Raw genomic sequence first — 24907 nt, forward strand, 5'->3', positions numbered from 1 at the left:
GGCCGGGGTCGGCTCGGAGGGTCCGGGGCCGGTGGGTTCGGCGGCTCCGGTGGGGCGGGGGACGGTCATGGGTGTTCCTGTACGAGCGGAGGGGAGGGCCGTGATCGTATCCCGCCGTCCCACATGTTGGGCGAGCTGTTCATACACTGGACATACTCGGCTGGGGTCCGCCGCCGGTTCTCGACTACCGTCGTCGGCATGACCAGCACCCTCACCCTCGCCGAAGCCCTCGCCGCCGGGACGGTCGTCCTCGACGGCGGCATGTCCAACCAGCTCGAGACGGCCGGGCACGACCTGAGCGACGAGCTGTGGTCGGCGCGGTTGCTCGCCGAGCAGCCGGAGGCGGTGACCGAGGCGCACCTCGCCTACTTCCGGGCGGGGGCGGACGTGGCGATCACCGCCAGTTACCAGGCCACGTTCGAGGGGTTCGCCAAGCGCGGGATCAGCCGCGACCGGGCGGCCGAACTCATGGCGCTGAGCGTGGAGTCGGCCCGGGAGGCGGCCCGGGAGGCGGGCGTCTCGCGGCCCCTGTGGGTGGCCGCGTCGGCCGGTCCGTACGGGGCGATGCTCGCGGACGGCTCGGAGTACCGGGGCCGCTACGGGCTGAGCGTGGAGGAGCTGGAACGTTTCCACCGGCCGCGCCTGGAGGTGCTGGCCGCGGCCCGGCCCGACGTCCTGGCGCTGGAGACGGTCCCGGACGCCGACGAGGCCGCGGCCCTGCTGCGGGCGGTGCGCGGGCTCGGGGTGCCTGCCTGGCTGACCTACTCCGTCGCCGGTGACCGCACCCGGGCCGGGCAGCCGCTGGAGGAGGCCTTCTCCCTGGCCGCGGAGGCCGACGAGGTGATCGCGGTCGGGGTGAACTGCTGTGCGCCGCAGGACGTGGAGGCCGCGGCGGCGACGGCTGCGCGCGTCACCGGCAAGCCGGTCGTCGTCTACCCCAACAGCGGCGAGACCTGGGACGCCGAGGCGCGCGCCTGGGCCGGCCGCTCCACCTTCACCACCGGCCAGGTGAAGGGCTGGCAGCGGGCGGGGGCCCGGCTGATCGGCGGATGCTGCCGGGTGGGGCCGGACGGCATCGCGGGCATCGCGGGGGCCCTGGCAGCGGTGTAACCCCCGGGACACCGCGAGCCTGCCCGGCAGTGCGCGCCCGGTTGCTCCGGCGTTGCCGCAGTCCCCGAGGGGGTGGGCGCGGACCGGTGCCCGGAGAGACGAGGCACCCCGGGCGCCCCGGACGAACACCCGCTGCTGGGCACGCTTGTGGTGGTGAGGGACTCGGTGAAGCCGCCGGGTTCGCACTGGCCGCACACGGCAGACCCACCGGCGTGTGTCCCGTCAGCGGCGTCGCAGGGCGCCGGAGCGGCCAAGTCGCCGTACGGCTGCCCGCAGTTCGGCACCGCGGGTGGGCGAGACGTCGGCCGGGACCACCGTGGGTGCGGGGTCCGCAGGCGTGAGGGCGTCGGCCTTCCAGAGGGCGAGTTCGCGGTCCCGGGGGCCGTGGGCGGTGTAGGCGAGCCCGTTCTCGGCGTCCGGCGCACGGTCCCCGAACACCCGCACCGGGTGCGTGTCGTCCCAGCGTTCCCAGCCCGGGTCGCCGTCCGTGGCGAACCGCACCCAGGCGGCGTGCATGGCGTCCGCCAGTTCCTGTGGCGCGCCCTCCCCCGCCAGTTTCCGGGACTCGGCGACGTCTCCGGTGTCGAAGACGAAGCCCAGCTCCAGCGCGTGGCAGGAGCCGAGGTCGGGCAGGTTCGAGGGCCAGGCGAACTCGTAGACGTACGACGGTTCGGTGCGGGCGTCGGCCAGGTGGTGAAGGGGGATGCGGAGCAGGTGGTCGGTGACGAGCTGTCCGACGATCTCCGCGGTAGCGGCCTCGGGGTGCAGGGTGCGGTAGCCGCGCGGGACCTCGCTGCCGCAGTGGCAGCGGGCCATGGCTCCCGCGAGGGCGACGGCTCCGAGGCGGTCGACGCGCTCCAGGAGTCCGCCCGGCACCAGCCAGAGCCGGTACTCGTCGCGGGTCCAGCCCAGCAGCAGTTCGACGCCGGGGGCCGCGCCGCCGTCCGTGAGGGCCTCCAGCGGGTCGCGGGGGACGACGTCGCCGTCGATGACCAGGCCGAACGCGGGACCGCCGACCACCGGGCTGCTCAGCTTGCCGACCTCGGCCTGGGTGCGCAGCAGCAGGTCGCGGTCGACGGCGGCGAAGGCCTCGGCGGTGGCGGGGATCTTCAGCCGGGAGGCCATCCGGCGGACCATGCGCCGAACCTTGGCCCGCTCGGACGCCTCGGGCGGCCCGCTCTGCAGGACGGCCCGGCGGACCAGCCCCTGGGTCTGCGGCGCGGCGATGAGGGCGCCGATGCTGATCGCCCCGGCGGACTGGCCGAAGAGGGTGATGCGGCCGGGGTCGCCGCCGAAGGCCTCGATCGACTCGTGGACCCAGGTCAGGGCTGCGATCTGGTCGCGCAGGCCGGGGTTCGGGGGCGTGTCCGGGAACAGTCCGTAGCCCTCGACACCCAACCGGTAGTTGATGGATACACAGACCACGCCGTCGCGGGCGAAGGCATGCCCGTCGTACACGGGTACGGCCGAAGAGCCCCTGGTCAGGGCGCCGCCATGGAGCCAGACGAGGACGGGGAGCCGGGCTCCTCGGTCGGGCTGCGGGGTCCAGACGTTGAGGTTGAGGCAGTCGTCGCCGGGCACGACCGGGTCGGACAGGTAGTGGGCGAAGGCGTCGGAGTACGGCGGTTTCGGCGGGGTGGGGCCGAAGGTGCCGGCGTCGCGGACACCGTCCCAGGGCGGCAGGGGCACGGGCGGGCGGAAGCGGCGAGGGCCGAAGGGCGGGGCCGCGTACGGAATGCCGCGGAAGACCGCGACACCGCGCTCGTACCGTCCCCGGAGGGCACCATGGGGCGTGCTCACCACGGGGTCTGCCTGGTCTGCCGTCATGCGTCCACCAGCCTCCTCACCGCGCTCGTGCACCGTGAAGATCAGAGCAACTCATTGTGTTCCGGTATTCCGGCCCACGAGCGGATGAGGGGGCCGTTCGGGGTACGCGGTTACGTTGCGCGCGCGGTCACGCGGCGTGTTCAGTCACCCGACGTACACGGCCACTTCGCGTACATCAGCGTGCCGGACCCGAGGTGGCCGAGTCCGTGGCTGGTGGCGCCGTGGTCACCCTCTCCGCCCTGGGGGCGTCGGAGAAGCCCATCTGTGTATGAACGGCGTTCATGGCGGACTTCACCGGGTATCGGCTGACCTGAACACCCGACCGAAACGGCTGTTCGGGGTTTCGAAAGTTTTGACCGGCGCGAATCGGTGAATTCACTTTCCCTTCCCGCCGTCCTGCGCCGCACCTACAGTTGGAAGCGCTTTCTGCCCGCCGGACCTCGTGACCGCCGTGGGCAGCGCTGGTCGAAACTTTCCACGGCCCACGGGCGGGCCGGAGAGGTGGGTCTTCCGATGGTCCGTACGGCGAGTGCGAGCGTGGCGGCCGGTCCGACACTGGCGGTCGTGGCGCGCGAGGCGGGGGTGTCGGTGCCGACCGCGTCGAAGGTCGTCAACGGCCGTGAGGACGTGGCACCCGAGACCCGCCGTCGTGTGACCGAGGCGCTCGACCGGCTCGGGTACGTGCGCAGACCCCGGTTCGACGCGGCGAAGGCACCCCGGCTGGTCGACCTGGTCGTGCACTCGCTGGAGAGCTCCTGGTCGGGGGCGGTGCTGCACGGTGCGGAGGAGGCGGCGCACGACGCGGGCCTGGAGGTCGTGGTCTCGGCGGCTCTGATCCGCTCCCGGGTCGGCCGCCCGGAACGCGGCTGGCTGGACAAGCTGGTCGCCCGGGGCTCGTCCGGGGTCCTGTTCAACCTGGCCGAACTGAGCGACTCGCAGTACGCGTGGCTGGAGCAGCACCGCATCCCGTTCGTGATGATCGACCCGGTGCAGGAACCGCCGGAGGGTGTCGTCTCGGTGGGGGCGGCGAACTGGCAGGGCGGACTGACGGCCACGGAGCACCTGCTGTCCCTGGGCCACGAGCGGGTCGCCGTCATCGCCGGTCCCCGGCGCACGATGTGCAGCAGCGCCCGGGTCGCCGGATACCGCTCGGCGCTGGCGTCGGCCGGGGTCCGCCACCGCGCCGAGTACGTCCGGCACGCCGGTTTCGACGAGAGCGTGGCCCACCGCCGCATGCTGGAGCTCCTCGACCTGCCCGAGCCGCCGACCGCCGTCTTCGTCTGCTCGGACCGGATGGCGCTGGGGGTCTACGAGGCCCTGGCCGCAAGGGGGTTGAGGGTCCCGGACGACTTCAGTGTGGTGGGCTTCGACGATCTGCCCGAGGCGCGCTGGGCCTCCCCCGCGCTGACGACCGTGCGCCAGCCGCTGTCCGAGATGGCCGCGACGGCCCTGCGGTCGCTGCTGCGCCTGATGGACGGCCATCACCCGGAGAGCACGCGGACGGAGCTGTCGACGCGGCTGGTGGAGCGGGCGAGCACGGCGCCGCCGCCCGGCTAGCGCCCAGGGGGGTGCTCCCGTCCGACACCACGGCGGTTGCCCCCTCCCTCAGTGCGTCGCCCTGGAGGACTCGTCGGCGGTGGCCGGGACACGGACGCTGCCGCGGGGGTTGGTGCGCAAGTCGTACCACTCGTCGGTGAACTCCCAGACGGCGGGCGGGTGTCGGGGCGCCGGATGGTCGTGGTCCTCGACGAATCTTCGGGCCGACGCCGAGGGTGAGGCGCCGCCCGGCACGGCCGGACCGGGGTGCGCGTTTCGGTGTCCGCTTCGGTGCCGGCTCAGGTGTCCGATTCGTTCAAGACCAGGCGTCGCGGGCCTGCCTACGGTGGCCCCATGACTGCACGATTCGATGCCATCGGCCTGGTCGTCTCCGACATGGCCGCATCCGTCACGTTCTACCGCCGGCTCGGGTTCGCCTTCCCGGACGGCGCGGAGGACCAGCCGCACACCGAGGCCGGACTGCCCGGCGGGCTGCGGCTGATGTTCGACACCGAGGAGACGGTCCGTTCCTTCCTGCCCGAGTGGCAGCCGCCCGTGGCCGGGGGCCGGGCCTCGCTGGCCCTGCGCTGCGACGAGCCGGAGGAGGTGGACGCGCTGTACGGCGAACTGGTCGGCTCGGGTTACCACGGCGAGCTCAAGCCGTGGGACGCCTTCTGGGGACAGCGGTACGCCGTCGTCCACGACCCGGACGGCAACGGGGTGGATCTGTACGCCCCGCTAGCCACCGCCGCCGAGTAGCTTCCCCAGTGGCATCCCCGCCAACTCCCGCACATCGCGGGTCAGATGGGCCTGGTCGGCATAACCGGCCCGGGCGGCCGTCTGCGCGAAGGGCACACCGTCCCGGGCCAGTTCGAGGGCGCGCCGCAGCCGGAGGATGCGGGCCAGGGTCTTGGGGCCGTAGCCGAAGGCGGACAACGAGCGGCGGTGCAACTGGCGTGCACCGAGGCCGAGTTCATCGGCGGTGGCGGCGACGGGGCGGCCGGCGTCCAGGGCGGTGACGACCTGCCGCAGCAGCGGGTCCGGGGGTTCGGCACCGGCGGCCCGCCGCAGTGCCAGCTCCTCCAGGCCGCTCGCCGGGTCGGGGGCCGCGTTCACCCGGTCGGCCAGGTGCCGCACCATCGAGGCCGGCCACAGGTCCATGAGCTCGACGCGCCGGTCGCGCAGCTCGTGCGCCGGGACGCCCAGGAGCGCCGGTGCCGTGCCCGGGTAGAAGCGGACTCCGGCCCAGGGGCCGGTCACCCCGCCGGGGAGGTAGGCGCGGGTGTCGGGACCGGCGACCATCAGCCGGCCGTCGTGCCAGAGCAGATCCATGCACCCGTCGGGCAGGACCCGCCCCACCCCGGGCCGGGACGCGGTGTTGGTCCACACGACCGCTCCGGGCAGCCGCGACGCCCGCTCCATGTACACGTGGGCCAGGCTACGCCGCGGGCCGGCGACAGGCACGGGGCCGGCCGGACAGCGCAGTCACGAGGGGCCGCCCGGCGGCAGGCCGGGAGGCCGGCCCGACAGCAGACCGGCCCGACAACCGACATGAGGACCGCCCCGGCGACAGGCACCCGGCCGGCGACAGGGACCGAGCACCAGCACCAGCACCAGCACCGGCCCGACACCAGACAGGGGCTCCGTGCCCGCCCCTACGCCACCCGCCCCCGATACTCCACCGGGCTCACCTCGTACACCCGTTTGAACGCCGTCGACAGGGCGAACGCGCTGCCGTGGCCCATCCTGCGGGCCACTGCGTCGACGGTGTCGGTGGTGTCGCGCAGGCGGTCGGCGGCGAGGGCGAGGCGCCGGCCGGTGAGGCGGCTCAATGGAGCCGCTGAGGGGTCGTCCGTCGGGGTAGCGGCACTCCTGGTGCGGCAGGATCACCGCCACGGCGATCTTCGACACGCTCCTCGACGGCCGCAACGCGCACCTCTCGGACGGCGTGCGGGAGGTCCTGGGCCGCGCGCCCCGGGACTTCGGAGACTTCGTGCGCGAGGAGGCCGCGGCGGGGACCTGGGAGGCCTGAAAGGGGAGATCGCGGCGTGCGTCACTGCTCCTCGGGCGGCTGCCCTTCCCCGTTGACCTGGGTGCTCTTCACGTGGGTGTTCTTGACGTGGCTGTTCTTGACGTGGGTGCTCTTCACATGGGTGCGCAGGCGGGCCGAGACGTCCTCGGGCGGCAGGAAGCGGGACCAGCGTTCCGGGAACTCGGAGGGCATGTCCGGGTCGCCTTCGCCCGTGGCCGTGGCGCGGGCCACGTACTCGGCGACCTGCGCCTGCCGCAGCCGCTCGTTGGCCTCGCGGGCCGCGGCCGTGGCGGCGGCTGGCCAGACCCGGTCGATGGCGGCGTTGACCGCGGCCCCGACGAGCACGGCGAACGCGGACACACCGATCCACAGCAGCACGGCGACGGGCGCGGCGAGGGAGCCGTAGATCGTGGGGCCCTCGACCGTGCTGGTCAGGTAGATCCGCAGCAGGAAGCTGCCGAGCACCCACATGCCGAGGGCGACCAGCGCGCCGGGCACGTCCTCGATCCATGGGGAGCGGACCGGCACGGACACGTGGTACAGCGTCGTCAGGAAGGCGATCGACAGGAGAATCACCGTGGGCCAGTAGAGGACCTGGACGACCGTCGTCGACCACGGCACGATCCGCACCACGGCGTCCGGCCCGGCCACCATCAGCGGCAGCGCGACCGAGCCGATCAGCAGGGCCACGATGAACAGCAGGAAGGCCATCAGACGGGTCTTGACGATGCCCCGGACGCCGTCCAGGCCGTACATCACGGTGATGGTGTCGATGAAGACGTTCACCGCGCGGGAGCCCGACCACAGGGCGAACAGGAAGCCGATGGAGATGACGTCGGGCCTGCCGCCCTTCATCACGTCGTGCAGGATCGGCTGGGCGATCTCGCGGACGCCCTGGTCGGACAGGACCGTGCGGGAGGCCTCCAGGAGGTTGGTCTGCAGGCTCTGGATGGTGTCGGCGCCGGTCCAGGCGTCGACGTAGCCGAGCAGTCCGATCATGCTCAGCAGCAGCGGCGGAACCGACAGCAGAGTGAAGAACGCGGCCTCGGCCGCGAGGCCCAGGATGCGGTACTCGACGCAGGAGTTGACGGTGTCCTTGACCAACAGCCAGGCGGTCCTGCGTTTGGAGACGTTGCGGTAGAGGGCCCGCGCCCGGTGGAGGCGCCCGGAGGGCGTGTCAGGGGTTTCACTTGCTGGCTGCACCCCCTAACGGTATCCGCCGTGCCCTGCCCCACTCCCCCACAGGCCGTGTCTTCGCGGACCGGTCCGGGTTCACCGGGTGCCAAGGTGCTGCCCCGGGGTACGTTCGCACCATGGCAGGCAGCACCCACACCGTGACGAACCAGGTCCCGCCGCTGGTCGGGTACGACGTCTTCTCCGCCGACCGGGCCCTGGCCGCCGCGGTCGAGCGGCATCTGGAACCGGACCTGCGCGAGGAGGTCCTCGGCGAGCTGGCGGCACTCGGCCGGACCTCCGGCTCGGCGCAGGTGCAGGAGTGGGGGAGGCTGGCCAACGAGAACCCGCCGCGGCTGCTCACACACGACCGGTACGGCAACCGCGTGGACGAGGTCGAGTTCCACCCGTCCTGGCACCGGCTGCTCGGCAAGGGCGTCTCGGCGGGTCTGACGGCCGCGTGGGACCGGCCGGCCGGGCATGTGCGGCGGGCCGCCGCGTTCCTGGTGTGGACGCAGGTCGAGGCGGGCAACGGCTGTCCGCTGTCGATGACGCACGCGGCGGTGCCGGCCCTGCGCACCGACCCGGACCTGGCCGCCGAGTGGGAGCCCCGGCTGACGTCCATGATCTACGACCGTGAGCTGCGGCCCGCGCACCTCAAGGCCGGGGCGCTGTTCGGGATGGGCATGACGGAGAAGCAGGGCGGCAGCGACGTCCGGGCGAACACCACGGCGGCGCGGCCCCTCGCGGAGGACGGGACGTACGAGCTGACCGGGCACAAGTGGTTCTGCTCGGCGCCGATGTCCGACGGTTTCCTGGTGCTGGCGCAGGCTCCGGGCGGACTGACCTGCTTCCTGGTGCCGCGGGTGCTTTGGGACGGCTCGCGCAATGTGTTCCGGATCCAGCGGCTCAAGGACAAGCTCGGCAACCGGTCGAACGCCTCGAGCGAGGTCGAGTTCGACGGGACGTGGGCGCGCCGGGTCGGCGAGGAGGGGCGCGGGGTGCGCACCATCATCGAGATGGTCGCGGCGACCCGGCTGGACTGCGTGCTCGGCTCGGCCGGCCTGATGCGGCAGGCCGTGGCGCAGGCGGTGCACCACTGCACGTACCGCGAGGCGTTCGGCGGGAAGCTCGCCGACAAGCCGCTGATGCGCAACGTCCTCGCCGATCTGGCGCTCGAGTCGGAGGCCGCGACGACGCTGGCGCTGCGGCTCGCCGCCGCCTGGGACGACGGCGGGGAGCAGGAGCGGGCGCTGTTGCGGATCGCGGTGCCGGCCGCCAAGTACTGGGTGACCAAGCGGTGCCCGCCGGTGGCGGTGGAGGCGGCGGAGTGCCTGGGCGGCAACGGCTACGTCGAGGAGTCCGCAATGCCCAGGCTGGTGCGGGAGTCGCCGCTGAACTCGGTCTGGGAGGGCGCGGGCAATGTGCAGGCGCTGGACGTGCTGCGGGCGTTGCAGCGGGAGCCGGGCGCGCTGGACGCGTATCTGCGGGAGGTCGGGCAGGCGCGCGGCGCCGATCACCGTCTCGACGCGGCCATCAAGAGCCTCCTGACCGAACTGGCCGACCTGGAGGGTGTGGAGGGGCGGGCGCGGCGTGTGACGGAGCGGCTCGCGCTGGTGCTCCAGGGTTCGCTGCTGGTGCGTTTCGCACCACCGCAGGTCGCCGACGCGTTCTGCGCGGGGCGGCTGGGCAGCGACGCGGGCGCGGCGTTCGGGACGCTGCCGCACACACTGGACCTGGCGTCGGTGGTGGAGCGGGCGCGTCCGGTGTCCTGAACCGGTCCGCTCTTCGCGCTGCGGGCTCCCGGCCCGCGCTGCACGCGTATGCCTTGAGCGAGGGTGGTGCTGCGCCGACACGGCACCACCCCCGCAGCACTGGCCCGTTCGAGCCACTGAACGCCGCTCGGGACGGCGCCGCTCAAGTTTCGGACACGGCCGGGCGGTCCACCAGGGTTGCAGGGGGTTGCAACTTGCTGCTGACTGTGTGCGGACTGTGCACGCGCCGACGGGGCAGACGGCACTATGAGACGCACAGTCAAAAGCGACTCCGGGGGGCGCACGCGGATGGACGTCACGCACTTGGCCGCCGTGGACAGCACGCGTGCGGCCCGGGTCCTCAGCCAGGTACGTTCCGCCCGGCTGGCGGGGAAGCCCGCTCCGGTGGCGCCGCGTCCGGTGATCGAGCGGTCCTGGGAGCGGATGATGCGCAGCGGTGTCGATCCCGACCACGACGTCCTGGCGGATCCGCTCCCCCGCGAGGAGGTGCAGCGGCGGCGCGAGACGTCGGTATTGCGCCATGTGCTGCCGGTGCTGAGGGAGGGGCTGCTGGCGGCGGCGGACGTGGCGCACCACATCATGGTGGTGGCCGACGAGGACGGCCGGGTGCTGTGGCGCGAGGGCAGTCCGCCCGTGCTGCGCAAGGCGGACGGGCTGGGCTTCGAACTCGGCGCGGACTGGCGTGAGGACGTCGTCGGCACGAACGGACTGGGCACCCCGGCGGTGGTGCGCCGGCCGGTGCAGGTCTTCGCCTCCGAGCACTTCGTGCGCTCCCAGGCCGGCTGGACCTGTGCGGGCGCTCCGCTGACGGATCCGCGGGACGGCCGGCTGCTCGGCGTGGTGGACGTGAGCGGCCCGCTGGAGACGATGCACCCGGCGACGCTCTCCTGGGTCGGTTCGGTGGCCAAACTCGCCGAGGCCCGGCTGCGGGAGATGCACACGGAGTCGCTGGAGCGGCTGCGGGCGGTGGCGGCGCCGGTGCTGGCCCGGCTCGGCGGCCGTGCCCTGGTCGTCGACCCGGACGGCTGGACCGCCGCGGTCAGCGGGATGCCGTACGCGCGGCGCGTGGCGCTGCCGAAGTCGCTGTCGGCGGGCCCGAGATGGCTGCCGGCGCTCGGGCTGTGCTCGGTGGAGCCGCTGGCCGGGGGCTGGCTGTTGCGGGTGGCCGACGACGAGCCGGACCGGCGCGGCCCGGCCAGGATCGTGCTGGACCTCAGACAGGCCCGGCGCTGGTCGGTGGAGGTGCTCGGCGGGGCGGGCTCCTGGGCCCGGGAGCTGAGTCCCCGGCACGCGGAGTTGCTGTACCTCCTGGCGGTCCACCGCTCCGGCCGCAGCGCCTCGGGCCTGGCCGGGGACCTGTTCGGCGACCCGGCCCGCACGGTGACGGTGCGTGCCGAGATGTCTCGGGTGCGGCGGTATCTGGGGGCGTTCCTGGAGCACCGTCCGTACCGGTTCGCCGATGCGGCCGAGATCGAGGTGCTGCTTCCGGACGACCCGCGGGATCTGCTGCCGCACTCGATGGCACCGGCGGTGAGCATGCGGCGCAGGTCCCCGGCGGCGCCCTGAGGTTCACGGCGCGTGGTGTACAAGCCGCCCCGAGGGGTGCATCTTTCGCATATTTGCAGGGTCTTCGTCCGCCGACCCCCTCATCTGCCGTAGCATCCCTCTACGGACCGCCCCACCTGCTTCTCCGTCAACGTGCGGATCAACAGGCGCAGTTGGTCCGTCTCGGGAGGACGTTATGAAGCATCGCGGCAGACACCGGCGGCGCAGGCGAGGCAGGGCGCTGCGCGCGACCCTGGCCGGGACGGCCCTCGCGCTCACCGCCGCCGCCACTCTGATCAGCGCCTCGCAGGCCACCGTCGCCGACGCCCCCGGGGCTCTGAAGCCGGTCGCCGCGTCCGACGAGGCGGGGCGGCTGCCGCTGGCCGAGCACCGGGTGCCCGGGCGGTGGCTGGACCGGCTCGCGTCGAAGATGGGCCGGCCCGTCGGCGTCGGCGCGGTGCTGGAGGGCGCCGATCTGCCGCTGCGGAACGCGGGCGACTGCTCGACGGCCGAGAAGGACAGCCTGCCGGTGGATCCGGCGGCCACGCGCGCGTACTGCTTCGGCGGCGCCGACACCCGGGGCTGGCGGGCCGGCGCGGTCACGACCTCGGGCGACGCGGACGACGACGGCCTCTGGGGCGGCAACCGCGTGATCCTCTCCGGCTGGACCCGGGGCGCCGCGGGCGGCTCCATGGACGGCCCGTCCCCCGAGCAGGGGCTGGCCAAGGTCGCCTTCGTCGACGCGAACGATCCCGGCGCGCTGCGCTACACCTGGGCCCTGCTGGCCGTGCCGGTGGACGGCGGGCGGGACTACCGGGGGCTGGTCTCCCCGCTGTCCGGCATGGTCTGGTACCAGGACAAGCTGCTGGTGACGACCCGCGAGGGCGACCGGGACGCGCTGTACGTGTACGACATGGACCGCATCCAGCGCGCCACCGTCGAGTCCGACGCGGTGGGCCGGGTCCGGGGCGGCTGGGCCGCGCACGGTCACCGGTTCGTGCTGCCCGCCGTCGGCTCGTACACCCTGCCCCGCGGGGGCGACACGCCCCGCCCGGCCACCGTCTCCCTGGACCGCAGCACCTCCCCCGACAGTCTGGTCGCCGGCGAGTGGGTGCCCGCGGACGGCGACCGGCACACCCGGCTGTGGCGTTACGCGCTGAGCCGGGATCCGGCCCGCTCCGGCCTGCTCACCACCGACTTCTCCGGCGAGGCGGCCCCGGTCGAGGCCTACGAGACGAAGACGGCCGACGTGCGCGGCGTGCTGTCCCGCCGCTCGGGCTGGTACCTGGACCGCGCGGCAGGCAGCCCGGGCGGGCACGGGACGCTGTGGCGCCAGGACACCGAGGGCGCGGGGGCCACGGAGTGCGGCACGGACGGGACACGGCACTGCTGGAGCGGCGGGTCGGGTTCCCTGTCCTACTGGGAGGCGACCGGAGAGGTCTGGTCCCAGTCGGGGCGGATGCTGTTCGCGCTGCCGCTGACGTCGATCGACCGGGCGCTGGACTGACCGGCGGCCCCGCGCACGGCCCGGGGCCGATCGACAGACCAGGTGGTCAGATGATTTTCTGGCCCGTATGACCACCATCGCCGTGACCACCTGGTCCCTGGAGCAGACCGCCCCGACCGACCTGCTGCCGGCCATCGCGCCGGACGGGGACGTCCGGGTCGTGCGCTCCGGGGTGCCCTCGCCCGAGTTCAGCCGGTTCCTGTACGCGTCGGTGGGCGGCGACATCCGCTGGACGGACCGGCTCGGCTGGTCGTACGCGCGGTGGGTGGAGCACCTGGAGCGGCCCGGCGTGGAGACGTGGGTGGCGTACGACCGGGGCACGCCCGCCGGGTTCGTGGAGCTGGAGGCGCAGGACGACGCGGTGGTGGAGATCGTCTACTTCGGGCTGCTGCCCGCCTTCCGGGGCCGGCGCATCGGCGGGCACCTGCTGTCGTACGGCGCGGCCCGGGCCTGGGACCTCGCCGACCGGTGGGCGGGGCTGACCCCGACGAAGCGGGTCTGGCTGCACACCTGCAGCAAGGACGGCGAGCACGCGATGGACAACTACCAGCGGCGGGGCTTCAAGCTGTTCGACACCAAGGTCGAGGAGGAGGCGGACGCCGCCGCTCCGGGACCGTGGCCTGGGGCGTTCCCTGTCTGACCTGGACGGACACCTCGGACATACGCGATGTGACCAACGACACCCTTGTCTTGCTCTGCGAGACAAGGGTGTCCGCATTTTGGACGAAGCTGGACTGTGTCCAGATCGCCGTGACACGCTTCCGTCATGTCTGGAACTGGAATTGCCTTGGTGAGTCGGCGGCACGTCGACCTCGGCCGCATGTCCAGCGCCATCTGTCCGGCGCACTGAGCGTACTCAGCCCGCGCCCGACATCTCCCTTTCCTGCCTCACCCCTGCGCAATGACGCGCCCTATGCCCATGCGCACGCATGCGCAGGTCAGAGCCGCATTTTCGCCTGTCCCGAAGGACGTATCAACCATGGCCGCCACCCCGCACAACCCTGCTGCCGCGACTCCCCGCCGCAAGGTGAGCCGTCACCGCGGTGAGGGTCAGTGGGCCGTGGGGCACCACACCCCGCTGAACGGCAACGAGCAGTTCAAGAAGGACGACGACGGTCTCAATGTGCGGACACGCATTGAGACGATCTACTCCAAGCGGGGCTTCGACTCGATCGACCCGAACGACCTGCGCGGCCGCATGCGCTGGTGGGGTCTGTACACCCAGCGCAAGCCCGGTATCGACGGCGGCAAGACGGCCGTCCTGGAGCCGGAGGAGCTGGACGACGAGTACTTCATGCTGCGCGTCCGGATCGACGGCGGGGCGCTGACCACACGGCAGCTGCGGGTCATCGGTGAGGTCTCGCAGGAGTTCGCGCGCGGCACCGCCGACATCACGGACCGGCAGAACGTCCAGTACCACTGGATCCGGATCGAGGACGTGCCCGAGATCTGGAACCGGCTGGAGGGCGTGGGCCTGTCGACGGTCACCGCCTGCGGCGACACCCCGCGTGTGATGATCGGCTCCCCGGTGGCGGGCATCGCCGAGGACGAGATCATCGACGCCACTCCGGCCCTGGAGGAGATGAAGCGCCGGGTGCTGAACAACCCGGCGTACTCGAACCTCCCCCGGAAGTTCAAGACCGCGATCTCGGGCTCGCCGGTGCTGGACGTGGTGCACGAGATCAACGACGTCGCGTTCGTCGGTGTCGTCCACCCCGAGCACGGTCCCGGCTTCGACGTGTGGGTCGGCGGCGGGCTGTCCACCAACCCCAAGCTGGGCGTGCGCCTGGGCAGCTGGGTGTCGATCGACGAGGTGCCGGACGTCTACGAGGGCGTCATCTCGATCTTCCGCGACTACGGCTACCGCCGGCTGCGCAACCGCGCCCGGCTGAAGTTCCTCGTCGCCGACTGGGGCCCGGAGAAGTTCCGGCAGGTGCTGGAGGACGAGTACCTGAAGCGCAAGCTGACCGACGGCCCGGCTCCCGAGCAGCCGTCCCAGCTGTGGCGCGACCACATCGGTGTGCACCGGCAGAAGGACGGCCGGTTCTACGTGGGCTTCGCCCCGCGCGTGGGACGCGTCGACGGCGCGACGATCACGAAGATCGCCGACCTCGCGGAGGCCCACGGCTCGGGCCGGGTGCGCACCACCGTCGAGCAGAAGATGATCGTCCTCGACGTGGCGGAGGACAAGGTCGAGTCGCTCGTCGAGGGCCTCGAGGCGCTCGACCTGACCGCCCGGCCCTCCTCGTTCCGGCGCGGCACCATGGCCTGCACCGGCATCGAGTTCTGCAAGCTGGCCATCGTCGAGACCAAGCAGCGCGGTTCGCAGCTGATCGACGAACTGGAGCGCCGCCTGCCCGACTTCGACGAGCCGCTCACCATCAACCTCAACGGCTGCCCGAACGCCTGCGCCCGTATCCAGGTCGCGGACATCGGTCTCAAGGGCCAGCTCATGCTCAACGACCAGGGTGAGCAGGTCGAGGGCTACCAGGTGCACCTGGGCGGCGCCCTGGGCCTGGAGGCCGGATTCGGCCGCAAGGTGCGCGGTCTGAAGGTCACCTCCGACGAACTGCCGGACTACATCGAGCGCGTCCTGAAGCGGTTCCAGGCCGAGCGCGAGGACGGCGAGCGGTTCGCCACCTGGGCGGCGCGGGCCGGCGAGGAGGCCCTGTCGTGAGCGAGCGCGCGGCACCGTTCTACTGCCCCTACTGCGGCGACGAGGACCTGCGTCCGAGCGAGGCCGCCGAGGGCAGGCACGGCGCGTGGGAATGCGCGGCGTGCAGCCGGGCCTTCTCGTTGAGGTTCCTCGGGCTGCTGGCCCAGGGCGTGAGCCAAGGGAGCGCGTCGGAGTCGAGTGGCCGAGCGCGCGGAGGCCCCGACGAAGGAGGGGCTGAGCACGGTCGGCTGCGCGACGCCGACTTCGGCGCTCCGGAGGCGAACGCCCTTCACCAGGGGAGCCTGAAGCGATCCGATTCCGGAGGGGCACAGATATGACGACCGCTCAGGAAGAGCGCACCACCGAGGACCTGAAGCAGCTCGCCGAGCAGGCGGGCCGCGATCTCGAGGACGCCTCCGCGCTGGAGATCCTCCAGTGGGCGGCGAAGACGTTCGGCAAGCAGTTCTGCGTGACCTCCTCGATGGAGGACGCGGTGGTCGCCCACCTCGCCGCCCGCGCCATGCCGGGCGTCGACGTGGTCTTCCTCGACACCGGTTACCACTTCGAGGAGACCATCGGCACCCGCGACGCGGTCGAGGCCGTGATGGACGTCAACCTCATCACGCTCACCCCGCGCCAGAGCGTCGCCGAGCAGGACGCGCAGTACGGCCCGAAGCTGCACGACCGCGACCCCGACCTGTGCTGCAAGCTGCGCAAGGTGCAGCCGCTGGAGCAGGGCCTGAAGGACTACCGGGCCTGGGCGACCGGTCTGCGCCGCGACGAGTCCCCGACCCGGGCGAACACCCCGGTGGTCGGCTGGGACGAGAAGCGGCAGAAGGTCAAGATCTCGCCGATCGCCCGCTGGACCCAGGACGACGTCGACGCGTACGTCACCGAGCACGGCGTCCTGACGAACCCGCTGCTGATGGACGGCTACGCGTCCGTCGGCTGCGCCCCCTGCACCCGCCGGGTCCTGGAGGGCGAGGACGCGCGCGCCGGGCGCTGGGCGGGCCGGAGCAAGACCGAGTGCGGACTGCACGGATGACGACGATTCAGGAGAGTGACGTGACGACCGGAGCCACCGTCTGGCTCACGGGTCTGCCGAGCGCCGGCAAGACCACGATCGCCTACGAACTGGCCGGCCGGCTCCGCGAGGAGGGCCACCGGGTCGAGGTGCTCGACGGCGACGAGATCCGCGAGTTCATCTCGGCGGGCCTCGGCTTCAGCCGCGAGGACCGGCACACCAACGTGCAGCGCATCGGCTTCGTCGCCGAACTGCTCGCCCGTAACGGCGTGCTGGCCCTCGTCCCGGTCATCGCGCCCTACCAGGACAGCCGGGATGCGGTGCGCAAGCGCCACCAGGCGAACGGCACCGCGTACGTCGAGGTGCATGTCGCGACGCCCGTCGAGGTGTGCAGCGAGCGGGACGTGAAGGGTCTGTACGCCAAGCAGGCCGCCGGTGAGCTGAGCGGGCTCACCGGGGTCGACGACCCGTACGAGGCGCCCGAGTCGCCCGATCTGCGCATCGAGTCGCAGAACCAGACCGTGCAGGAGTCCGCGGCTTCCGTGTTCGCCCTGCTGACCGAAAGGGGACTGGCATGACGACCGTCGCCACCGTTTCCGAGGAGACCGGCAGCCCGTACGCGCTGTCGCACCTCGACGCCCTCGAGTCCGAGGCGGTGCACATCTTCCGCGAGGTGGCGGGCGAGTTCGAGCGGCCGGTGATCCTCTTCTCCGGCGGCAAGGACTCCATCGTCATGCTGCACCTGGCGCTGAAGGCCTTCCGGCCGGCGTCGGTGCCGTTCTCGCTGCTGCACGTGGACACCGGGCACAACTTCCCCGAGGTCCTCGACTACCGCGACCGCACGGTCGAGCGGCACGGCCTGCGGCTGCACGTGGCCTCCGTGCAGGACTACATCGACCGCGGTGTCCTCAAGGAGCGCCCGGACGGCACCCGCAACCCGCTGCAGACGCTGCCGCTGACGGAGAAGATCCAGGCGGAGAAGTTCGACGCCGTCTTCGGCGGCGGGCGCCGCGACGAGGAGAAGGCCCGGGCCAAGGAGCGGGTGTTCTCCCTGCGCGACGAGTTCTCCCAGTGGGACCCGCGCCGGCAGCGCCCGGAGCTGTGGAACCTCTACAACGGCCGGCACGCGCCCGGTGAGCACGTGCGCGTGTTCCCGCTGTCCAACTGGACCGAGCTGGACGTGTGGCAGTACATCGCCCGCGAGGGCATCGAACTGCCGCAGATCTACTACGCGCACGAGCGCGAGGTGTTCTCCCGCAGCGGCATGTGGCTGACCGCCGGCGAGTGGGGCGGCCCGAAGGACGGCGAGACCGTCGAGAAGCGGCTCGTCCGCTACCGGACCGTGGGTGACATGTCCTGCACCGGCGCGGTGGACTCCGAGGCCGACACCATCGAGAAGGTGATCGTGGAGATCGCCGCCTCCCGGCTCACCGAGCGCGGCGCCACCCGCGCCGACGACAAGATGTCCGAGGCCGCGATGGAAGACCGCAAGCGCGAGGGGTACTTCTAGAGATGAGCACCATCACCACCGAGGAACTCGCGGAAACGACGCTTCTGCGGTTCGCCACCGCCGGCTCCGTCGACGACGGCAAGTCCACCCTCGTCGGGCGGCTGCTGCACGACTCCAAGTCGGTCCTCACCGACCAGCTGGAGGCCGTGGAGCGCGTCTCCGCGAGCCGCGGTCAGGAGGCCCCGGACCTCGCGCTGCTGACGGACGGCCTGCGCGCCGAGCGGGAGCAGGGCATCACGATCGACGTGGCGTACCGCTACTTCGCCACGCCCCGGCGGCGGTTCATCCTCGCCGACACCCCCGGCCATGTGCAGTACACGCGGAACATGGTCACCGGCGCCTCCACCGCCGAGCTGACGGTGATCCTCGTCGACGCCCGCAACGGCGTGGTCGAGCAGACCCGCCGGCACGCGGCCATCGCCGCCCTGCTGCGCGTGCCGCACGTGGTCCTCGCGGTCAACAAGATGGACCTCGCCGGCTACGAGGAGACGGTGTTCGCCGCCATCGCCGAGGAGTTCACGGCGTACGCGACCGAGCTGGGCGTCCCCGAGGTCACCGCGATCCCGATCTCGGCGCTCGTCGGCGACAACGTGGTGGAGCCCTCCGCCAACATGGACTGGTACGGCGGTCCGACCGTGCTGGAGCACCTGGAGACGGTCCCCGTCGCGCACGATCTGCGCCACTGCCACGCAAGGCTGCCCGTGCAGTACGTGATCCGGCCGCAGGGCCCGGACCACCCGGACTACCGGGGCTACGCCGGTCAGATCGCGGCGGGTTCCTTCCGCGTCGGCGAGTCCGTCACGGTACTGCCGTCGGGCCGCGCCTCGAAGATCTCCGGCATCGACCTGCTGGGCGAGCCGGTGGACGTGGCCTGGACGACGCAGTCGGTGACCCTCCTGCTGGAGGACGACATCGACATCTCGCGCGGCGACCTGATCGTGCCGAGCAAGGACGCGCCCGCGACCACGCAGGACATCGAGGCGACCGTCTGCCATGTCGCCGACGCCCCGCTGACGGTCGGGCACCGGGTGCTGCTCAAGCACGGCACCCGCACGGTCAAGGCGATCGTCAAGGACATCCCGTCCCGCCTCACGCTCGACGACCTGTCCCTGCACCCGCACCCGGGACAACTCGTCGCCAACGACATCGGCCGGGTGAAGATCCGTACCGCCGAGCCCCTGCCGGTCGACTCCTACGCCGACTCGCGCCGCACCGGCTCGTTCATCCTGATCGACCCGAACGACGGCACCACCCTCACCGCCGGCATGGTCGGCGAGTCCTTCGCGGCCCCCGAGCCGGTCAAGGACGAGTCCGAGGACGACGGGTGGGACTTCTGACATGACCTCCTCCGACTTCTACTCGATGTTCGCCAAGGAGGGCGGCCGCGTCGGCAGCAGTGCTCTCGGCTGGGGGTGCCCCCGAACGGAGTTTGGGCGAGGGCAGGGCGGAGTGGCGCGATGTGTGTGCTGACGTACGCGCACTGCCTGCGCGCCCTCACCCCCCACCGCCGTAGACGAAAACCTGCCGACCTCCCGGCCACGACCTGAGAGACCGTGACCGCCGGGCCTGGCGAGAGGACCACCTCCCGTGCCTGCTTCATCCGCTCTTCGCCGCGGTCTCGCGGTCATCGCCGCACTTCCCCTGCTCACGCTGGCCGCCTGCGGTTACGGCTCCCAGGCCAAGGACGACGACAGCGCCGCCAAGGTCGCCGCCGGGGCGAAGAAGATCGACGGACTCGACTCCGTCAAGATCGGCTACTTCGGCAATCTGACCCATGGCACCGCGCTGGTGGGTGTGCAGAAGGGCATCTTCCAGAAGGCGCTCGGCGCCACCGAGGTCAAGCCGGCCGTCTTCAACGCCGGTCCCTCGGAGATCGAGGCGCTCAACTCGAAGTCCATCGACATCGGCTGGATCGGCCCCTCCCCCGCCATCAACGGCTACACCAAGTCCGCCGGCAAGAACCTGCGCATCATCGGCGGTTCGGCCTCCGGCGGCGTGAAGCTCGTGGTGAACCCGGACAAGATCAAGTCGCTGAAGGACGTCAAGGGCAAGCGGATCGCGACCCCGCAGCTCGGCAACACGCAGGACGTGGCGTTCCTCAACTGGGCCGCGGAGCAGGGCTGGAAGGTCGACCCGCAGAGCGGCAAGGGTGACGTCACGGTCGTCCGCAGCGACAACAAGGTCACCCCGGACGCCTACAAGTCCGGTTCGGTCGACGGCGCGTGGGTGCCGGAGCCGACCGCGTCGAAGCTGGTCGCCGAGGGCGGCAAGGTGCTGCTCGACGAGTCGACGCTGTGGCCGGACAAGAAGTTCGTGATCACGAACATCATCGTGCGTCAGGACTTCCTGAAGGAGCACCCCAAGGTCGTCGAGGCCGTGCTCAAGGGCTCGGTCGAGACCAACAGGTGGATCAACGCCAACCCGGACGCGGCGAAGGCGGCGGCGAACAAGCAGCTGGAGGCGGACTCCGGCAAGGCGCTGCCGGCCGATGTGCTGGACCCGGCATGGAGGTCGATCCGGTTCACCGACGACCCGCTGGCCTCCACCCTCAACACCGAGGCGGAGCACGCGGTGAAGGCGGGCCTGCTGACGAAGCCGGACCTGAAGGGCATCTACGACCTCGCGCCGCTGAACAAGGTCCTCAAGGCCGAGGGCGAGCCCGCGGTCGACGACGCCGGTCTCGGCGTGAAGTAAGCCCGCATCCCGAAGCCGCATGAAGAGTTCCCAGGAGGTGACGACCATGGCCACGACCCTCGCCAAGGCCGCCGACGGCACCGAGTCGGCCACGTACGCCGCCCGGATCGAGCACGTGTCGAAGGCGTTCGCGGGCCCCGCCGGACAGCAGCTCGTCCTGGACGACATCACCCTCGATGTCGCGCCCGGAGAGTTCGTCACCCTCCTGGGGGCCTCGGGCTGCGGCAAGTCCACCCTGCTCAACCTGGTGGCGGGCCTGGACCGCCCCAGCGCCGGCGAGATCGCCACGGACGGACGGCCGGCGCTGATGTTCCAGGAGCACGCGCTGTTCCCGTGGCTGACCGCGGGCAAGAACATCGAACTCGCCCTGAAGCTTCGGGGCGTGCCGAAGGCCGAGCGCCGGGAGCGTGCCGAGGAGCTGCTCGAACTGGTGCGGCTGAAGGGCGCATACGGCAAGCGGGTGCACGAACTGTCGGGCGGCATGCGCCAGCGCGTCGCGCTGGCCCGTGCGCTCGCGCAGGAGAGCAAGCTGCTGCTGATGGACGAGCCGTTCGCGGCGCTGGACGCCATCACCCGGGACGTGCTGCACGACGAGCTGACCCGCATCTGGCGCGAGACGCAGGTGTCCGTCCTGTTCGTCACGCACAACGTGCGCGAGGCCGTGCGGCTCGCGCAGCGCGTGGTGCTGCTGTCGTCCCGTCCCGGGCGGATCGCTCGTGAGTGGACGGTCGGCATCCCGCATCCGCGCCGCATCGAGGACACCGCCGTGGCGGAACTGTCCGTCGAGATCACCGAAGAACTGCGTGGGGAGATCCGCCGTCATGGCCAGCACTGATTCGACGACCGTCGCCAAGGACGGCAACGATCTCGCCGGGCTGGAGGCGGGCCTCGACGCGCTGGAGACGCGGCAGACGAGCCGGACCCCGTTCCGGCAGACCTTCACCCAGAAGATCCTGCCGCCCGTCCTCGCCGTCGCCCTGGTCCTCGCGGTCTGGCAGGCACTCGTCTCGTTCAAGGTCGTCGACGACCCGACCAAGCTGCCCGCGCCGTCCGCGGTGTGGGACGTCGTGCACACGGCGTGGCTCCAGGGCGAGCTGCTCGGCTACATCTGGACCAGCGTCTCGCGCGGCCTGCTCGGGTTCCTCTTCGCCCTGCTGATCGGCACGCCGCTGGGCCTGATCGTCGCCCGCGTGAAGTTCATCCGCGCGGCGATCGGCCCGATCCTGTCGGGCCTGCAGTCCCTGCCGTCGGTCGCCTGGGTGCCGCCGGCGGTGATCTGGCTGGGGCTGAACAACTCGATGATGTACGCGGTGATCCTGCTCGGCGCGGTCCCCTCGATCGCCAACGGCCTGGTCTCGGGCGTCGACCAGGTGCCCCCGCTGTTCCTGCGCGCGGGCCGCACGCTCGGCGCCACGGGCCTGAAGGGCACCTGGCACATCGTCCTGCCCGCCGCCCTGCCCGGCTACGTGGCAGGCCTGAAGCAGGGCTGGGCCTTCTCCTGGCGCTCGCTGATGGCCGCCGAGATCATCGCGTCCTTCCCCGACCTCGGCGTCGGCCTCGGCCAGTTGCTGGAGAACGGCCGCAACGCCAGCGACATGGCGATGGTGTTCGAGGCCATCCTGCTCATCCTGATCGTCGGCATCGCCATCGACCTGCTGATCTTCAGCCCCCTGGAGCGGTGGGTGCTGCGCAGCCGCGGCCTGCTGGTGAAGAGCTGAGTCCCATGACGAACAAGCCCGTCCTCCTCGTCATCGCCCACGGCAGCCGCGACCCGCGCCATGCCGCGACGGTGCACGCCCTGGTGCGCCGGGTGCGCGCGACGCGCCCCGACGTACGGGTGGAGACGGGCTTCCTGGACTTCAACGTCCCCTCGGTACAAGGGGTCCTGGAGTCCCTGGCGGTGCAGGGCGTCCGCGACGTCGTCGCCCTGCCCCTCCTCCTCACCCGGGCCTTCCACGCGAAGGCGGACATCCCCGCGGTCCTCGCGGACGCGCCCCCGCAGCTGCGCGTCCACCAGGCGGACGTCCTCGGCCCCTCCCCGCTGCTCACGGCAGCGCTGGAACGGCGCCTGTACGAGGCGGGGCTGACCCCCGCCGACAAGTCCTCGACCGGGGTCGTCCTGGCCTCGGCGGGGTCCACCGACCCGGAGGCGATCGCAGTGATCGCAGAAATCGCGCGGGAGTGGCGGCACACCGGTTGGTGCGCCGTGCGGCCTGCGTTCGCCTCCGCATCCCTCCCCCGCACGGAGGACGCCGTCCGCGAACTCCGCGCCCTCGGCTGCTCCCGGGTCGCCGTCGCCCCCTACGTCCTGGCCCCCGGCTTCCTCCCGGACCGCATCGCCCGCGGCGCGGCGGAGGCGGATGTTCTGGCGGACGTCCTCGGACCGGCGCCGGAGGTGGCCCGGGTGGTGCTCCAGCGGTACGAGGCGGCCCGGATGCCGCTGCCGGCGGCCGTGAGCGCCTGACGGGTCACGCCGCCGTCTCCTCGTGCGGTTCCGGCTGGAGGGCGAAGGAGTACGGGGCCCACGGGCCGGTGATCTCCACGCGGAGGCCGGGGACGCCCTGGGCGGCCGTGAGGATGCCCGTGCGGAACGCGGTGACCCGGTCCTTCGGGACGAGGTAGGCGTCATTGCCGATGTTGGTGCCGGGGGCCGTGCCCGCCAGGCTGCCGCGTTCGGGGGTGTGGGTGACGCGGTCGACTGCGAGTGTCCCGGCCGTTTCGGTGAGGCGGGCGGCCGCTTGGGCGACCGTACGCCAGGCCTCCTCGTTCCTGCGCTGTCTGCGGCGGCGGATCACCTGGTAGGGACGCCCGACGCCGAAACCCGTGACCGGGTCCTGCCCGGGGTCGGTGTCGGCCTCGGGCGGGGTGATGTCCGGCGCGGCGTAGATCTTGACGCCGAGTTCGACGTGGCCCGTGAGGCGGTCGAGCAGGGAGAGGAAGTAGCCGCGGCGGGTGTCGAGGGCCTGCCGGGCGGTGTCCTCGTCGCGGTAGACGGTGGCGAGGCGCAGGGGCAGCACGGCGGCGCCGGAGGCCACCAGCGCGGCCACGACGGCGTGATGGGAGCGGACCGTGGACTCCAGCCAGTCCAGGTCGTCGAGGTGGGCCTGGAGGGGAGCGTCGTCGTAGTCGGCGGGCGGGACGGGGCCGACGGCGAAGGCGAGCGGCGGGCTGGTGACCGCCGGGTCGAGCAGGTGGATCGGCTCGCCGGCGACACCGCGCAGGTGGGCCGTGGCCGCAGCGGCCTCGGGGGTGCGGCGCAGGACCGCGTAGGCGTAGACGAGGTTCGTGTCGCTCATGACTGCGGGCTCCTGTCGGTGGCCGTGCGATTCCTCTCGCGAGACTCCGTTCTCGTGCCGTCCGTCGGTAGGTACGCAGCGGACGGCGGAGGTGTTCACGGAGGCGACCAGCGGGTTGGCCCGGCCCCGGAGGGCAGGGCCGGCATGACGTCCTGCACGCCATGCCCCGGGGACCGGCGCTACGTTGCCCGTTCGCTGAACGGGGTCGCCTGGTGGAAGTAGAGCAGCCAGCGGCCCTCCGTGCGCCGCCACAGCGAACTGCGGTGTGCGCGGCTGCCGTCGTACTCGGTGTCGTAGGTGAGGTGGACCAGGTCCGGGGCGAGCTGCACGCCCCTGAGGGCGGAGACGGCGACGGGCCGGGGGGCGCCGGTCTGGGTGGTCGCGGCCAGGGAGGCGATGATGGCCGCCCGGCTCCAGTGCCGGCCGGAGGCGCCGAACTCGTGGAAGTCGGGGTGCAGCAGTGCCCCGACCCGGTCGGGTGAACGGCGGACCTTCGGGGTGAGCAGGGCGAGTTCGCCCTCCATCGCGGACTCGACGGCCGGGTTGTGCTCAGGCACCGGTCATCTCCACGAGCTTGACGACCGTGTTCCAGTTGCGGGTGGTGGCGATCACGCCCTTGGTGATGCGCGGTTTCGACAGGTGTTCGGCCAGCTTGGAGCGGCCCAGGCCGTTCGGCGCGTACAGGTACAGGGCCCGGTCGCCGAGGCGGAACTCCTCGGGGTGGCAGGCCTCCTGGTCGATCTCCGCGAAGCGGTCGGGGGTGACGGGGGCGGAGAAGTAGGTGACGTGGAGCTGCTTGGGCTCCAGGTCGGCGGCCGGGAACGGGCAGGCGTCGGCGATGGCCCGCAGATAGGCGTGGTCGCGCACGATCACGTCGACGCCGAAGCCGAAGTGCTTCTCGATGGCTCGCGCGATCTCACCGGCCAGCGACTCCTGGTCGCCGTGGCCGGATGCGAACACGGCCTGGCCGCTCTGCAGGTATGTGCGGACGTCGTCGAGGCCGAGGTCCGCCAGGAGCGTGCGCAGGTCGGCCATGGGGACCTTCCTGCTGCCGCCCACGTTGATGCCGCGCAGCAGGGCCGCGTATGTCGTCGTCATCCGCTCACGATAAGGCGGCCGTCGTGCCCCGTGGGGGTGGGCACGACGGCCGCCGCGGGCAGTTGCCCGGCCCCGTAAATTACTCACCGGTCTTTGCGGGGCACAACCGTTTACTCAGGATCCA

General features: G+C 72.0%; 23 protein-coding genes and 3 pseudogenes. 18 read left to right on the forward strand and 8 right to left on the reverse strand.

Going from position 1 to position 24907, the window contains the following annotated elements; all coding sequences use genetic code 11:
- Positions 1 to 198 precede the first annotated feature (198 nt).
- Positions 199 to 1110 carry a homocysteine S-methyltransferase gene (gene mmuM / locus HDC93_RS14145; RefSeq protein WP_185010707.1) on the forward strand — a complete coding sequence of 304 codons (912 nt, stop codon included), beginning with the start codon at positions 199 to 201 and terminating at the stop codon, positions 1108 to 1110.
- A gap of 222 nt (positions 1111 to 1332) precedes the next feature.
- Here the strand turns inward: mmuM and HDC93_RS14150 are convergent, their stop codons facing one another.
- Positions 1333 to 2937 (reverse strand): carboxylesterase/lipase family protein, encoded by a 1605-nt coding sequence (locus tag HDC93_RS14150; protein ID WP_185010709.1) that lies wholly within the window; start codon positions 2935 to 2937, stop codon positions 1333 to 1335.
- A 513-nt stretch (positions 2938 to 3450) separates the two neighbouring features.
- Here HDC93_RS14150 and HDC93_RS14155 point away from each other — a divergent pair.
- Positions 3451 to 4494: a LacI family DNA-binding transcriptional regulator gene (locus tag HDC93_RS14155; protein ID WP_185010711.1), complete on the forward strand. Its 1044-nt coding sequence runs from the start codon at positions 3451 to 3453 to the stop codon at positions 4492 to 4494.
- Between the two features lie 63 nt (positions 4495 to 4557).
- Here the strand turns inward: HDC93_RS14155 and HDC93_RS14160 are convergent.
- Positions 4558 to 4686, reverse strand: a pseudogene (locus tag HDC93_RS14160) (ThuA domain-containing protein); the annotation flags it as partial.
- A 141-nt stretch (positions 4687 to 4827) separates the two neighbouring features.
- Here HDC93_RS14160 and HDC93_RS14165 point away from each other — a divergent pair.
- Positions 4828 to 5232 (forward strand): VOC family protein, encoded by a 405-nt coding sequence (locus HDC93_RS14165; protein WP_185010713.1) that lies wholly within the window; start codon positions 4828 to 4830, stop codon positions 5230 to 5232.
- Here HDC93_RS14165 and HDC93_RS14170 read toward each other — a convergent pair.
- Complete coding sequence (locus HDC93_RS14170) at positions 5212 to 5901, reverse strand: helix-turn-helix transcriptional regulator (protein WP_185010715.1); 690 nt, start codon at positions 5899 to 5901, stop codon at positions 5212 to 5214. The genes HDC93_RS14165 and HDC93_RS14170 overlap by 21 nt on opposite strands.
- A gap of 227 nt (positions 5902 to 6128) precedes the next feature.
- Positions 6129 to 6308: pseudogene (locus HDC93_RS14175) on the reverse strand (helix-turn-helix domain-containing protein); the annotation flags it as partial.
- Positions 6309 to 6373: 65 nt separating this feature from the next.
- Between HDC93_RS14175 and HDC93_RS38340 the strand changes: the two are divergent.
- Positions 6374 to 6505 (forward strand): annotated as a pseudogene (locus HDC93_RS38340) (NmrA family transcriptional regulator); the annotation flags it as partial.
- A 21-nt stretch (positions 6506 to 6526) separates the two neighbouring features.
- On the opposite strand, the gene HDC93_RS14180 reads toward HDC93_RS38340, so the two are convergent.
- Positions 6527 to 7708: a YihY/virulence factor BrkB family protein gene (locus HDC93_RS14180; RefSeq protein ID WP_185010718.1), complete on the reverse strand. Its 1182-nt coding sequence runs from the start codon at positions 7706 to 7708 to the stop codon at positions 6527 to 6529.
- A gap of 110 nt (positions 7709 to 7818) precedes the next feature.
- On the opposite strand from HDC93_RS14180, the gene HDC93_RS14185 reads away from it, so the two are divergent.
- The 14 genes from HDC93_RS14185 (at position 7819) to HDC93_RS14245 (ending at position 22853) form a co-directional block, all read left to right on the forward strand.
- Positions 7819 to 9453, forward strand: a complete 1635-nt coding sequence (locus tag HDC93_RS14185) for an acyl-CoA dehydrogenase family protein (RefSeq protein WP_185010720.1) — start codon at positions 7819 to 7821, stop codon at positions 9451 to 9453.
- 288 nt (positions 9454 to 9741) lie between these two features.
- A complete protein-coding gene (locus tag HDC93_RS14190) occupies positions 9742 to 11019 on the forward strand; it encodes a GAF domain-containing protein (protein ID WP_185010722.1) in 1278 nt (425 codons plus the stop codon).
- Between the two features lie 175 nt (positions 11020 to 11194).
- The gene (locus HDC93_RS14195) at positions 11195 to 12505 is read left to right on the forward strand and encodes a hypothetical protein (RefSeq protein ID WP_185010724.1); all 1311 of its coding nucleotides are present in this window, start codon (positions 11195 to 11197) and stop codon (positions 12503 to 12505) included.
- Positions 12506 to 12572: 67 nt separating this feature from the next.
- Complete coding sequence (locus HDC93_RS14200) at positions 12573 to 13145, forward strand: GNAT family N-acetyltransferase (RefSeq protein WP_185010726.1); 573 nt, start codon at positions 12573 to 12575, stop codon at positions 13143 to 13145.
- Between the two features lie 126 nt (positions 13146 to 13271).
- Positions 13272 to 13355, forward strand: coding sequence for a putative leader peptide (locus tag HDC93_RS39310; RefSeq protein ID WP_311241247.1), 84 nt, complete (start codon positions 13272 to 13274; stop codon positions 13353 to 13355).
- Positions 13356 to 13484: 129 nt separating this feature from the next.
- Positions 13485 to 15182, forward strand: coding sequence for a nitrite/sulfite reductase (locus tag HDC93_RS14205; RefSeq protein ID WP_185010728.1), 1698 nt, complete (start codon positions 13485 to 13487; stop codon positions 15180 to 15182).
- A 313-nt stretch (positions 15183 to 15495) separates the two neighbouring features.
- Positions 15496 to 16206, forward strand: coding sequence for a phosphoadenylyl-sulfate reductase (locus tag HDC93_RS14210; RefSeq protein WP_185010730.1), 711 nt, complete (start codon positions 15496 to 15498; stop codon positions 16204 to 16206).
- A gap of 20 nt (positions 16207 to 16226) precedes the next feature.
- Positions 16227 to 16763, forward strand: a complete 537-nt coding sequence (gene cysC / locus HDC93_RS14215) for an adenylyl-sulfate kinase (RefSeq protein ID WP_185010732.1) — start codon at positions 16227 to 16229, stop codon at positions 16761 to 16763.
- Positions 16760 to 17695 (forward strand): sulfate adenylyltransferase subunit CysD, encoded by a 936-nt coding sequence (gene cysD, locus HDC93_RS14220; protein WP_185010734.1) that lies wholly within the window; start codon positions 16760 to 16762, stop codon positions 17693 to 17695. The genes cysC and cysD overlap by 4 nt, the downstream gene beginning before the upstream one ends.
- A gap of 2 nt (positions 17696 to 17697) precedes the next feature.
- Complete coding sequence (locus tag HDC93_RS14225; protein ID WP_185010736.1) at positions 17698 to 19032, forward strand: sulfate adenylyltransferase subunit 1; 1335 nt, start codon at positions 17698 to 17700, stop codon at positions 19030 to 19032.
- A gap of 250 nt (positions 19033 to 19282) precedes the next feature.
- Positions 19283 to 20389, forward strand: coding sequence for an ABC transporter substrate-binding protein (locus tag HDC93_RS14230; RefSeq protein ID WP_185010738.1), 1107 nt, complete (start codon positions 19283 to 19285; stop codon positions 20387 to 20389).
- A 46-nt stretch (positions 20390 to 20435) separates the two neighbouring features.
- A complete protein-coding gene (locus tag HDC93_RS14235; protein ID WP_185011061.1) occupies positions 20436 to 21224 on the forward strand; it encodes an ABC transporter ATP-binding protein in 789 nt (262 codons plus the stop codon).
- Positions 21211 to 22107, forward strand: a complete 897-nt coding sequence (locus tag HDC93_RS14240; RefSeq protein WP_185010740.1) for an ABC transporter permease — start codon at positions 21211 to 21213, stop codon at positions 22105 to 22107. Before HDC93_RS14235 ends, HDC93_RS14240 begins: the two co-directional genes overlap by 14 nt.
- 5 nt (positions 22108 to 22112) lie before the next feature.
- On the forward strand, positions 22113 to 22853 hold the full coding sequence (locus HDC93_RS14245) for a sirohydrochlorin chelatase (protein ID WP_185010742.1): 741 nt from the start codon (positions 22113 to 22115) through the stop codon (positions 22851 to 22853).
- A gap of 4 nt (positions 22854 to 22857) precedes the next feature.
- Here the strand turns inward: HDC93_RS14245 and HDC93_RS14250 are convergent, their stop codons facing one another.
- The 3 genes from HDC93_RS14250 to HDC93_RS14260 form a co-directional block, all read right to left on the reverse strand.
- Positions 22858 to 23685 (reverse strand): GvpL/GvpF family gas vesicle protein, encoded by an 828-nt coding sequence (locus HDC93_RS14250; RefSeq protein ID WP_185010744.1) that lies wholly within the window; start codon positions 23683 to 23685, stop codon positions 22858 to 22860.
- A 179-nt stretch (positions 23686 to 23864) separates the two neighbouring features.
- Complete coding sequence (locus HDC93_RS14255) at positions 23865 to 24242, reverse strand: DUF4440 domain-containing protein (RefSeq protein ID WP_185010746.1); 378 nt, start codon at positions 24240 to 24242, stop codon at positions 23865 to 23867.
- Positions 24235 to 24783, reverse strand: coding sequence for a DUF1697 domain-containing protein (locus HDC93_RS14260; protein WP_185010748.1), 549 nt, complete (start codon positions 24781 to 24783; stop codon positions 24235 to 24237). The genes HDC93_RS14255 and HDC93_RS14260 overlap by 8 nt, the downstream gene beginning before the upstream one ends.
- Positions 24784 to 24907 lie beyond the last annotated feature (124 nt).

The sequence above is a fragment of the Streptomyces sp. AK010 genome (assembly GCF_014207295.1).
Classification (GTDB): Bacteria; Actinomycetota; Actinomycetes; order Streptomycetales; family Streptomycetaceae; genus Streptomyces; species Streptomyces massasporeus.